This window comes from Echinicola salinicaeni (assembly GCF_014280965.1).
Classification (GTDB): Bacteria; Bacteroidota; Bacteroidia; order Cytophagales; family Cyclobacteriaceae; genus Echinicola; species Echinicola salinicaeni.
In genome coordinates, this window is the sequence record NZ_JACODZ010000008.1 from 81,296 (window position 1) to 93,222 (window position 11,927).

At 36.6% G+C, this 11,927-nt stretch carries 10 protein-coding genes; 8 read left to right on the forward strand and 2 right to left on the reverse strand.

The features are described 5' to 3' along the window. The gene (locus H7U17_RS16075) at positions 1 to 1,677 is read right to left on the reverse strand and encodes an amidohydrolase family protein (RefSeq protein WP_230981454.1); all 1,677 of its coding nucleotides are present in this window, start codon (positions 1,675 to 1,677) and stop codon (positions 1 to 3) included. Positions 1,678 to 1,920: 243 nt separating this feature from the next. On the opposite strand from H7U17_RS16075, the gene H7U17_RS16080 reads away from it, so the two are divergent. Genes H7U17_RS16080 through H7U17_RS16100 form a run of 5 tightly spaced genes read left to right on the forward strand, consistent with a single transcriptional unit; the run spans position 1,921 to position 7,713 of the window. After that, entirely contained in the window at positions 1,921 to 2,280 is a 360-nt protein-coding gene (locus tag H7U17_RS16080; protein WP_186757781.1) for a response regulator transcription factor, read from the forward strand. 17 nt (positions 2,281 to 2,297) lie between these two features. Further along, positions 2,298 to 3,857, forward strand: a complete 1,560-nt coding sequence (locus H7U17_RS16085; protein ID WP_186757782.1) for a hypothetical protein — start codon at positions 2,298 to 2,300, stop codon at positions 3,855 to 3,857. Between the two features lie 28 nt (positions 3,858 to 3,885). After that, the gene (locus tag H7U17_RS16090; RefSeq protein WP_230981455.1) at positions 3,886 to 5,304 is read left to right on the forward strand and encodes a glycosyltransferase family 2 protein; all 1,419 of its coding nucleotides are present in this window, start codon (positions 3,886 to 3,888) and stop codon (positions 5,302 to 5,304) included. Then, complete coding sequence (locus H7U17_RS16095; RefSeq protein WP_186757784.1) at positions 5,294 to 6,523, forward strand: YaiO family outer membrane beta-barrel protein; 1,230 nt, start codon at positions 5,294 to 5,296, stop codon at positions 6,521 to 6,523. Before H7U17_RS16090 ends, H7U17_RS16095 begins: the two co-directional genes overlap by 11 nt. Beyond that, positions 6,523 to 7,713, forward strand: coding sequence for a hypothetical protein (locus tag H7U17_RS16100; protein ID WP_186757785.1), 1,191 nt, complete (start codon positions 6,523 to 6,525; stop codon positions 7,711 to 7,713). The genes H7U17_RS16095 and H7U17_RS16100 overlap by 1 nt, the downstream gene beginning before the upstream one ends. Before the next feature lie 157 nt (positions 7,714 to 7,870). On the opposite strand, the gene H7U17_RS16105 is transcribed toward H7U17_RS16100, so the two are convergent. After that, positions 7,871 to 9,868 (reverse strand): LTA synthase family protein, encoded by a 1,998-nt coding sequence (locus H7U17_RS16105; RefSeq protein ID WP_186757786.1) that lies wholly within the window; start codon positions 9,866 to 9,868, stop codon positions 7,871 to 7,873. A 104-nt stretch (positions 9,869 to 9,972) separates the two neighbouring features. Between H7U17_RS16105 and H7U17_RS16110 the strand changes: the two genes are divergently transcribed. The 3 genes from H7U17_RS16110 to H7U17_RS16120 all read left to right on the forward strand — a co-directional run bounded on the left by H7U17_RS16110 (position 9,973) and on the right by H7U17_RS16120 (position 11,910). Continuing rightward, the gene (locus tag H7U17_RS16110; protein ID WP_186757787.1) at positions 9,973 to 10,515 is read left to right on the forward strand and encodes a class I SAM-dependent methyltransferase; all 543 of its coding nucleotides are present in this window, start codon (positions 9,973 to 9,975) and stop codon (positions 10,513 to 10,515) included. A 103-nt stretch (positions 10,516 to 10,618) separates the two neighbouring features. Continuing rightward, entirely contained in the window at positions 10,619 to 11,674 is a 1,056-nt protein-coding gene (locus H7U17_RS16115; RefSeq protein WP_186757788.1) for a PA0069 family radical SAM protein, read from the forward strand. 11 nt (positions 11,675 to 11,685) lie between these two features. Continuing rightward, positions 11,686 to 11,910 (forward strand): hypothetical protein, encoded by a 225-nt coding sequence (locus H7U17_RS16120; protein ID WP_186757789.1) that lies wholly within the window; start codon positions 11,686 to 11,688, stop codon positions 11,908 to 11,910. The last annotated feature ends 17 nt before the right edge of the window (positions 11,911 to 11,927 follow it).

The window sequence follows — 11,927 nt, forward strand, 5'->3', positions numbered from 1 at the left end:
TTATAATTTAAATTCTGGCACCTTAGTGGCTGTTAGGGAATATTTGCCCATATCCTTGATGCTTAAAGTACCTTCGAACTTATCGTCCATTACTGTTCCTTTGGCATAAACAATCAATTTGTTTCCTTGGGCCATTACAGAAAAGTTAAAAGAGAGTTCCTTTCCATCATAATTGATATCCTTGAGTTTTCGGGTTATCTGACCACTTCCATCAGGATCATCTACCACAATTTCCCCTTGTAGTTCACCAGCATTAATTTCATATTTCACGGTTCCTTTAGAAGTCCCTCCAGGCGTTTCCGATTCATAATTCCAAGTTCCTACTAATTCTTTGGCCTTACTCATGTCCACCTTAGGTTTTTCTCCTTCATATTCAAAGAGGTAACCATCTGCAAAAACATATTTTACTTTTGCCTTTTCATCACCCAGTTTATCAGTGGTGATGACCAGATTGGCCAAGTTGCCTTCAGCAATACTTCCTGTATATTGGGCTATGCCCAAGATTTCAGCAGCATTTATTGTAAGGGCAGCAAGGGCTGCTTCTTCGCTTAAACCATTTTCCATCATTAAGCTAAGGTGCTTCATGAATTCACCGGACTTGGCATCCTGAGTACTGAATGCAAATGGAATTCCCGCTTTTTCGAAGTGGGCAGCCTGCATAAGGGCATTATTATATGCTTCTACAACGCGTTGCTGTGCTTTTTTTGCTTCTTCAGTAGCCTCATCAAATTCGACTTTTGAGGCTTTTGGATCGGGGAGGTCCAGGGATAAAATCACTGAAGCACCAGCGGCTTTGATATCTTCCACTAAACTGCTTCCATCTTCAACACCTGTCAATACAAGCCTAAAACCCAGCTCATTTTGCAACTTCAAAGCCCTACGGATTTCCAATTCATCCTTGGCTTGGAAAATCACGGGGATTTCCTGGTCAATAACCGGATAAAAGGCAGCTAGACTAGGATCGTTTTGAGGCCTTGCCAAACCATTGCCTTGAGCTACAAACATTTTTTCATGTTCTTGCTTAAGCACTGCGTTTTTGTACAATTCTCTCCACTTGGCCATCAAACCCAGGGTAGTGCCTGGGTACAAACCCCTAGGCGTTTTGAATTGCGCATAAAGGCCTGAAGCAGTAGACAAATAATTGGAGCTCTTTTCATCACCAAGTACCACCAAAGCTGTCTTTCCTGGCAACATTAGCCCCTTAGGAGCTACCTGAGAAATGGTAAATCCATTTTTCCTCCATGCTTCCACACCATTTCCCTCAATGTTCCAATAATCCAAAACCTCCAATTCAGGGGTAATACCAGCTACATGATTTGGTGGATTAGAGGGATCCATGTCCTTTGGTCTTTTGGCTTCCTCGGGAGAAGCCACTCCCTGTTCTCCTAAAGCGTCAATAAAACCAGGGTAGATAATCAAGGAGTCTCCAGGAATAATTTGGGCATCAACAGGTAGTTGGGCACTTGTTGATATTTTTGCGAAAAGTCCATCCTTGATGATAATCGTACCATTGCTAATGGTTTTTCCAGGTGAGGTGATAATAGTAGCATTGGTAATGGCATAAGTTCCTGTGACTCGTTTATTCCCAGTATAATCACTTTGGGAATAAACGGTTTGTCCTAACAGTAAACAAAACCACACCATTAAAAGCTTTAAGGTGTTTTGTCTTTTAATCATAAAATTATGGGTAGATAAAATATTTAAATCAAGCCATAAACTAACAAAAGATTTATTTTTTGGCATAGTATAATTTTCTTATCGGTTAAAAAATATAGTTAAATGCAAATTATTGTATGTAAATAATTCTTTAAAGTATTTAAAAATAAACAACCTAAATTCAGTGTTATACGAATGGTATTTGTAGATAGAATTATAAATAAAAGTCCATATTTTTACTTATTAAACGACGTAAAATCAGCCATGAAAGATATTTTAGTTATTGAAGATGACCTCTTAATTTTAAAAATGGTAGAGTTTAGGCTCAAAAAAGAGGGGCATAAAGTGATATTGGCTGAAGATGGAAATGAAGGAGTTAAGGCCTTGGAAGAAAATGCCCCAGATCTAATCATCACTGATATCATGGTTCCATTTAAAAGTGGCATTGAAATCATAGAATTTGCCAGAGCTAAATACCCAGAATGCCCAATTATAGTACTTAGTGCATTGGGAGAAGAAGAAGGCACAGTAATGGAAGCTTTTAACCTGGGAGTAGCTGATTTTGTCCCAAAGCCATTTAATCCTAATGAACTGGCGATTAGGGTCAAAAGGCTGATTAATTGAACCTGTAAAAGATTATTGTGATTAAACTTTACTTAAGTTTTCTTCTTACAGCATTGCTATTCCTTAAAGTCTGTGAAGTAGCAGCCTTTCAATCAAGTGATTCATTGACTACCATTTCATTTTTAAATGGGACAGAGAAGGTAGAGTCCATGTTTTACAAGTTGAAGCTAAAAGAAGCCCAAGATACCTCAACTACAAATTCAGATGCAGCCCATCTAAGCCAACTATTAAACAGGGTGTATTATGATTTTGAAAGGGCTGTTTCGACTAGGGATTCCTTAATTCATGCAGGAATCGAAAATCCCCGTATACAGTATTATATTTTTGATGATGCCAAGGACTTTGATGAAGTTATTGATTATATAGCCATCATAAAGAAAAATGAACTTTATATTCCTAAAACGGAAAAGCCTCAAACAAACGAGGAACTTATCATAGCTGCCAACAGAATCCCTTTCAAGCCTTTTTATCAGTTAAGATACAAGATCTTCAATGATATAAAGTTCATCATACTCTTAGGTATTTTAGGACTTTTTCTGATCACCTTCCTAGCATTGTTATTCTTTTTGGTTATCGCTAGATCAAAAAATGCTAAGCGAAAAAAGCTTATCAAGGAATATAAGTTGCAATGCCAAACCCCTATTTCCAGTTTAATATTTGAATATACCTTTCAGGAAATTGAGTCAATGAGCTTTGAGCAGCTCTCAGCTGAGTTTGGTAAATCCAATTTTGAAAAAGCACTTTTTAAAGACACACTCATTAAAGAGATAGTAAATGTCAATAAAAATCTAAAAGGAGATTTTAAGGATAAACTAAGGGCCATATATACCATATTGGGGTTGGATAAATTTTCCCTTTTGAAATTAAAAAGCAAAAAATGGGATGAGCAAAGTGCTGGTATTGTAGAGCTTTTTGAAATGAATATAGGTTATGCAGTAGATCAAATCGAAAAATTGGTTTCTAGCAAAAACTTTATTGTAAGGACCAATGCCGTTAGAGCTGTACTGCATCTATCCATAGATAAGGACTTGAAGTTTCTGGCACAACAGCAATACCCACTTTCAAAATGGCAGCAAATGTCCATTTATAGAGTGTTAAAGAATATACCAAAATCCGAAAAATTGGATATATCGATCCTGTTAGATGCTGAGAATCATTCTGTACAAACTTTCGGCATCAGGCTGGTTAGGTACCTTGGAAAAATTGAATTAATAGAGAAGCTTTCAAGCATGTATAATCATGTCAGCTATTTGGGAAAACAGGAGATCTTAAAGACCTTTAAAGCACTGACTGCTTTTAGCGAACTGGAATTGGTCCATAGGATCCTAATGGAAACAGACAGGAACCTTTCTCTCTTGGCATCCAATTTATTAGCAGATATAGGAAACGATGAATCGATAGAATTTCTCTCTACAAAATTAGAAGGATCTAAAGATTTCAAACTGCAAAAAAGCATCCTGACCACCTTGTACACCCTTGATGAGCAGCGGTTCGAGATTGAAGTCCAAAAATTAAATCAAGAACATATCGACTTAATCAAAAATCATATAAAAGACAGTTTATTGAGCTATGTATAGTTTATTTTTCGATTTGTTAACTCAAGTAATGGGCATATTTTTCTTATGTTACGGTTTTGCCGTGATCATTATTTATATGATCATCACATTGGTTTCCGGAATCGAATTAAGGGAACAAATCAAAAGAAACAAATTTGTCGATTATAAAGATGTTATCACTACCCCAGTGGGCCCTGGTGTATCCATTCTGGCACCAGCTTATAATGAGGGGAAAACGATCGTTCAAAATGCCAGAAGTTTACTTTCACTTCATTATAGTAAATATGAGGTAATTATTATCAATGATGGCAGTAAGGATGACTCTATGGATATTCTGATCAAAAATTTTGATCTACGAAAAACAGATTATGCATTTGAGCAAGAAATTGAGACCGCCAAAATAAGAGGTGTTTACAAATCAAAAAACCCATCATTGGGCAAATTGATTGTGGTAGACAAGGAAAATGGGGGCAAGGCAGATGCTTTAAATGCCGGTATCAATATAAGTGGACAGGAATTGATTGCCTGTATAGATGTGGATTGTATCTTAGCTCCTGACAGTATCGTGAGAATGCTAAGACCTTTCCTTGAAGAGACCAATAAAAGAGTAATTGCGGTAGGAGGCGGAATTGGTATAGCCAATAATTGTGATATCAAGGACGGTACTGTAGTAAAATACAGGGTACCGGATAGTTTATTAGGAAGATTTCAAGTTATCGAATATTTTCGTTCATTCCTTTTAGGTCGCTTGGCGTGGTCTAGAATGAATGGACTTTTATTGATATCGGGAGCATTTGGATTCTTTGACAAGGAATTGGTATTGAAAGTAGGGGGGTATTTTCCAAAAACGGTAGGAGAAGATATGGAGTTAGTGGTAAGGATGAGGCGTTATATGGAAGAGCAAAAAATTCCTTATAAAGTTGCTTTCGTTTCTGATCCACTATGTTGGACAGAAGTTCCAGAGACAGAGGAAGTCCTTTCCAAACAAAGGAATAGATGGATGAGGGGAACAATTGAAACATTACAGCTTCACAGGACCATGCAACTGAATCCCAAATATAGATTTATAGGCATGGTATCTTTTCCATTCTGGTCATTATTTGAAAAAAATGCCCCTATAATTGAACTCCTGGGCGTCATTTATACCCTCGCATTGATCATCATGGGAGATTTCAGCGCACTCTATTTTTTAAGCCTTTTTGTGTTGATCTATTTCTTCTCAGTTATGCTTTCCTCATTCAGCATATTATTTCAAGAGTTGACATTTGACAACTATCAGGAAAAAGGTGACCTAAGAAAGCTGATTTTCACTGTTTTAAAGGAGCCATTTTTCATCCACCCCAAAATCATGACCTGGTGTATAAAGGGCCATTGGCAATTCATCAAAGGTATAGGAGGCTGGGGCGAAATGGTGCGTGTTGGATTCAATAATAAAATAAAAGCAAATTCAGAGAACAATGGCAAGTAAAAAGATATATATCCTATTATTAATAAGTTGCTTATCTATCCCTGCATTGGCCCAAGAAAGCTTTGATCCAGATAAAAAATTCTTTGAGGCCAGGGACATGGCCATTAATGGAAATAGGGCTGAGGCTATAAAACTGGCCAATAAAATCGTGGATAAATATCCGGGATACTCAGATGTTTGGATACTCTTGGGAAGAATGTACAGCTGGGATGGAAAAAATGACTCCGCATCCTTCTATTTTGAAAAAGCCATTGAAATCAGTCCAGATTATGAAGATGCCTATATAGGTTACCTGGATAACTTATACTGGGCAGACCAGCTTGATTCAGCTGGAAAGGTTCTGGACAGGGCTACAGATCAATTTGGAAAGGGTTCTTCAGCCCTTCAATATAGAAGGTCTAAATACGCATATTACAAGGAAGATTATAAACAAGCCATTCAAATCGCTGAAGAATTATATGAGAACAAAGTCAGTATCGATGGCCTGTTATCCTATATCCAACGTATTAAGCGCCTGACCATGAAAAGCGCTATTGGTATAACCGCAGACCACGATTCATTTCAAGGAGAATTATCCCCTTGGCAAACCTATTCATTATATGGCAGAACCAGAGCAGGATTCCTTGGCAATGTTATTGGACGGGTCACCCATTCTCACCGATTTGATTCAAATGGCACGCAATACGAAATTGATGCCTATCCAAGTTTAGGAGAGAATTCTTATGCCTATGTGAATATAGGAGTCTCAAATGCCTCCTTTTTCCCTGATTACAGGTTTGGGACTTCCATTTATTGGAGCTTGCCAAAAGCCTTTGAATTTGATATAGGCTATAGACATCTTCATTTCAGTGAAACAACACATATTTACACTGCATCTGTAGGGAAATACACAGGAAATTGGTGGTTAAATTTAAGGGCTAACCATGTACCTTCAGAAGAGGGAGGTTCCATAAGTGGAAATGTCCAAGCCCGGTACTATTTTAGTGGAGCAGAGGATTACTTTATGTTCCAAATAAGCACGGGTGTCTCTCCAGATGAGGAAGACAGGGATTTACAATCCCAACTATTAAATTCCTACAGGGGAAGAATTGGATACCAACAACTTTGGAGTCCCAGATGGCTGGGGTATGCTTTTGTGGGGTACTCCTATGATGAACTGAGTCCTGATAATTTTCGACCAAATCTTAATATTTCAATAGGCACTGAATTCAGATTTTAATGTCCTCCAATCAAGCTGCATATAAGTTTTCCAGATCCAAATTAGGAATTACCTTTATTATATTCCTAATCTTACTTATTCCCACTGTAGTAATCCCGGGACTAAGTCATCTGGCATGGAAACTCTCCAATCCAAAAAATATCAATATAGTGGTTTTGGACAAAACAGTAGCCGATCAGGAAAGACTGGAACATCGGTCACTGTTTTGGGCCATGAAACACCTGAACATTCGTAGAAATGATGGTCAGTTTTATCAATATGACAAAGATTATTTCGGTTTTTATCCCCAAGAAAATGGTCAGCATAGGATAAAAAACTTACAACAGTACAACTCAAGTGCCCTGGATTCTTTGACCCAGTCCATGGACATCCTTTATCTAGCCGATACTTATGGCGTTTATGAAGCAGATTTCAGGGAAGATAATCATACCGCATATTCCAAGAAAATTTACGGTGGACTGAGCCAAAAAGACATTGAGTTTCTATCCAAATCAATAGAACAGGAAAAATTGGTTATTGCTGAATTTAACACCATGGGTGCTCCAACGAGCCCCGATTTGAGGCTTGAATTTGAAGAAATCATGAAACTAAAATGGTCAGGATGGATCAGCCGGTATTTTGATGAACTTGATACACTGATCAATAATGAAATTCCGAATTGGCTCGTCGAAAATTACAAAAAACAACATGATGGCAAGTGGTACTTTAATGGCGCTGGACAGATATTTGTCAATGAAACCGGAAGGATAGAGATTTTGGAACATGAAACGGATATGGTCCAACAAGTACCTTTAATAGTTTCTACGCTTAAAAGCCAACAGCAATATGACTTGCCTCACGAAACCAATTATCCCTATTGGTTTGAAATCATCAGAATCGATAAAGATTACGAAGTCATATCCTATTTCGATTTAACTCCTACAGAAAGTGGTCAGGCAAAACTGAGAGATATGGGTCTGCCGAGATACTTCCCTGCAAGTATGGTCAGAAAAAATGGAAAAGGTAAAATCTATTATTTTACCGGTGATTTCTCTGACAATCCTGTATCCATGAATTCCACCCCATTTTTGGGGGTCCCCAGATTACAAAAACTGGTCAATGACAAAACAGATTATTCTAATAGAAGTACTTTTTATTGGAATTATTTCTATCCATTAATGGAAACCATATTTGAAGAATTTAAGAAATGATATGACTATAAACTGTCCTATCTTCCCTTAATAAAATCACAATGATTTAATAACCAGTAATTTAAACTATTCCAAACAAAGTATTAATTCAACATAAAGCCCAATTCAAAAAACGTCGAATTTCGCTTTCTTCCCACACAAACAATTAAGCTATTGATCAATTCATTTCTGGAAGCAGAGCATTATTTTTCATCACATATTCATCTTTCCCTTTATAATCTTCAAATTTGGCCTTTAGCATATCCAGGGACTCTATTTCTGTAATAGGCTCCAAATACATTGATTCCATTATTTCATAAAGTTCATTGTCTGACATATAAAAAGTCCCGTCAATATAGTCCCCAAACTGATATTTATTCCTCTTTAAAGCATGACTAAGCTTGGACTGAAAAACAGCTGCGGTATCCAAAACATTACCTCTCCAGGCGACTGTATCAGGTATGTTTATCCCATAATTTTCTTCCATAAATGCCAAAACACTAGGACCTATCTCAAGGTGCGTATTAACCGCTGCCATGGATTTGGCAGTTTTCAATTTATGGGAGTATATAAGAAATGGTACATGGAACCTATCAATTTTAGTGGACATGGGGATTTCAGGAAGTCTGTGGTCACCTGTGATGAAGAAAATTGTATTTTCAGCCTTTTCCAGTTTTAAATATTCCTTAAAAAATTCCCTTAAGGCATCATCTCCATATAAAACACTGGCCAATTCATTTTCATATTTAAGCAAATCATAACCTGCATCTACATCCAAGCCCTTCAAATGCTGTCTGACTTTATTCGAATAGTATTCCTGATCAGGCACCAAAAAAGGAGAGTGCATGGAAGCGGTTTGAAAGATATTAACTTGGGGAACACCTGAATCAGGGAGTTTTCTAATACCATTTTGAAAAGCTTCTTTATCGGCATAGCCCCAAGTAAAACCAGCAGCTGAAGCAGGTGCTTTTTCAAAATCATCATCAAAATCATCCTCATCAATCAAAAGGTCTGTCCCCTGATATTGTAAGAATGTTCCAGCATTTTCAAATTTGGAGTCAAAGCCAGAGAAAAAATTAATCTCATAACCATTCTCTTTCAATATGGACATCAGGGTATGGTGTCTTGGATATGGGGTGGCTTCCATAAATCCATTTTCTCCATAAGGCAATGATCCAAACAATCCCGGAAGTACTCCAAAAGTCCGACCAGTGGTAGAGAGCATATTCTCCCAATAAAGGCTATTATTGGCCAGAGAATCCAAAAATGGTGTCCAACTCCCTAAATAAGCATTCTTACCAGAGTAAGCTTTTCCCAAGCCCTCTACAATAATAAATACCAAATCAGGCTTTTCCTCGAATTCATCAAAAAAGGGCCCCAAATAATCTGGATAGTTATTCAAATGTAAAAAGGGATAAGCAGGATCTATAAATTCCTTTTGAACTAAAGCATTTTCATCTTTCTCAGGTGCTAAATAAAAATCAAAATAAATATTCCTCGAATTACTGAAATACTCATAAGCCTCCTCATAAAAGAAAAGTGACTTATTCTCTGCAAGATTAGACTCCAAGCTAGAAAATCCTTGAGGTTTTGAAGTAGGTACCATTAATAAAATCGCCAAAAGGAGGTAAGAGGCCAGAGAAATAAAGAATAATGCTTTCAATTTAAACTTAATAAAGTCACCTAGGCCCAATAGGTAATAAATAAAAACAGCAGCTAATATACCAGCTATTAAATTGCCCATATTGAAAGCCCCTGCAGCTTTTACCGTTTCCAATAAATCATTAAAAGAATAGGTGAACAAGTCAGCTCCTAATGGAACCAAAGCCTGGGAAAAATAAAAAACCAATCCGATTTGGGCAATAATCAATAAACTCAGTATAATCCGATAAACAGTATAAGAAGTTTTTGGGAATACTAATCCAAGCATCCCGTGCACTAAAAAAAACACACCTACAGCATACAATCCCCACTTTATGGTTTCCAATAAATTAATAAACAACACTTTCCACTGAGGCTCAGTTGAAAGGCCATGAATATTACCAATCAAAAACACTTCAATACTTCCTACAAAAATCAAAAGCAACAAGAAAATAATACTGATTTGCCAGAATTTAATCAAATTGCTTGTAATATTGCCTACCAAATTGGATTTGATAACCGTTTTTTGACTCATTATACTTAATTAATGATGGATATAGATATCCGAATTCTAAAGATCAGTTTCAGATAATTTTCGCAACAAAATAACTATATTGTAAATCAAATTACCTTATAATAATGAATAAAAGTTTCTTAATTAAAGAACTCTTTGCCAATATCAAAACTACGGGTGCAGTAACTTTTAGTTCCAAGTCTCTTGTCAATAAAATGCTGTCCTTTGCCAACTTCAAAGGTGCAAAAATAATTATTGAACTTGGAGGAGGAGATGGTAGTATTACAAAAGGAATTATTGATAGAATGGACAAGGACGCTACACTAATGGTATTTGAAATTAGTGAGGCATTTTGTAAAAACCTTAAAAAGCAATTTCCCCAAAAAAATGTCCAAATCATCAATGATTCAGCTGAAAACATGGACAAATACCTCGATGGAAAATCTGCTGACCTTATACTTTCCTCTTTACCTTTCAGTTTAATTCCCAAGGAAGCCAGGAATAATATTTATTCCAAAACCCGCTCTTCCTTAGATAAGAATGGATTTTTCATTCAGATATGTTATTCTTATTTATTGAAATTCCAATTTGCCAACTATTTTAAAAATATCAGAACTGCCTTTACATTAAAAAATTTCCCACCAGCTTTTATCCTTATCTGCAAATAATAACAAGCTCAAACCACTTAATCATTACCAGTTAAAAAACCTTTTCATGACATTTCATGTCAAAGTGTTTTGCCTTAGGCAATATTGCTTTAAATTGAAATTGATGAGCAAGGTTATATTTAAAGGACGGGGTGCGAATTTTGAACCAAACAATCCGTATTTAAGGAAAAAATTGGTGTCAGAACATGTGGAAGGTATTGATGAGGCACCATATATGGATAGACCTTCTACCAAATACTATGAGGAATACACAAAAGGTGCCCTAAGTAAAAACGACAGTCCAGATCTCCCTCTAAATTATTCTGTCAACCCTTATCAGGGATGTGAACATGGATGTATATATTGTTATGCGCGCAATTCGCATGAATATTGGGGTTTTGATGCTGGCTTAGGATTTGAGACGAATATTATGGTCAAGCATAATATCGCTGAGATCCTAAAAAAGCAAATGAGCAAGAAAGGATATAAGGTATCGCCCATAATGTTGTCTGGAAATACCGACTGTTATCAACCCGCAGAGAAAAAATATGGCTTGACCAGGAAAATATTAGAGCTTTGTTTAGAATTGAGGCATCCGGTCAGTGTTATCACAAAAAACACTTTGATTGAGAGGGATAAAGATTTAATAAAGGAACTGGCAAATCTAAATTTGATCCATGTTTATTTCTCTATAAATCATTTGGATAACAAATTGAAATCACTTTTGGAACCACGAACAGCTACCGCTGAAAAGAAGATCAATACACTAAAAGAATTCACTGAAGCTGGGATTCCCTGTGGTGTAATGGTAGCTCCCATTATACCAGCTCTAAACACAGCGGATATATCTGAAATAATTAAAAAAACCGCCCAAGCAGGAGCATTAAATGCCGGGTATACTGTCGTAAGGCTCAATGGCACCGTAAAAAAAGTTTTTACTAAGTGGTTGGAGGAAAACTTTCCTGACAGGTCATTAAAGGTGATGCACCAAATTGAAGAATTACATGGAGGAAAATTAAATGATACAGAATGGGGGAGAAGGATCAAAGGTGCTGGGCCCATGGCCGCAATGATCGAAAAGATCTTTATCACTTCCAAAGAAAGATTTATGAAGGGCAGGTCAATGCCTTCATTTGATCTGGATAAATTTTCACCGAATGGACAAATGCGTCTGTTTTAATCTGTGCTAGTATGGATAATATTTTAGAAATAGCTATTTTAGAAATGGTAAGACAAAGAGGAACAAAACCTTTTGAACTCTATGAGGTTATCAAATGGATTTTTCCTCAGGATTGGCCGCATTTTACTAGTGAAATTGAATCAGCTGCTCAAAATTTAAAGGAAAAGGGGAAAATAAACTTAACTGAAAAGCGAATAGTTACAGTAATTGCAGATTCAAAAAATTCCAAAGTCTAATTTTAGCGATATAAAGA

Bases quoted from the DNA above. Each gene is read 5' to 3' on its own strand.
- H7U17_RS16075 (WP_230981454.1), bottom strand. From the start codon at position 1,677: ATGATTAAAAGACAAAACACCTTAAAGCTTTTAATGGTGTGGTTTTGT.
- H7U17_RS16080 (WP_186757781.1), top strand. From the start codon at position 1,921: ATGAAAGATATTTTAGTTATTGAAGATGACCTCTTAATTTTAAAAATG.
- H7U17_RS16090 (WP_230981455.1), top strand. From the start codon at position 3,886: ATGGGCATATTTTTCTTATGTTACGGTTTTGCCGTGATCATTATTTAT.
- H7U17_RS16095 (WP_186757784.1), top strand. From the start codon at position 5,294: ATGGCAAGTAAAAAGATATATATCCTATTATTAATAAGTTGCTTATCT.
- H7U17_RS16100 (WP_186757785.1), top strand. From the start codon at position 6,523: ATGTCCTCCAATCAAGCTGCATATAAGTTTTCCAGATCCAAATTAGGA.
- H7U17_RS16105 (WP_186757786.1), bottom strand. From the start codon at position 9,868: ATGAGTCAAAAAACGGTTATCAAATCCAATTTGGTAGGCAATATTACA.
- H7U17_RS16110 (WP_186757787.1), top strand. From the start codon at position 9,973: ATGAATAAAAGTTTCTTAATTAAAGAACTCTTTGCCAATATCAAAACT.
- H7U17_RS16115 (WP_186757788.1), top strand. From the start codon at position 10,619: ATGAGCAAGGTTATATTTAAAGGACGGGGTGCGAATTTTGAACCAAAC.
- H7U17_RS16120 (WP_186757789.1), top strand. From the start codon at position 11,686: ATGGATAATATTTTAGAAATAGCTATTTTAGAAATGGTAAGACAAAGA.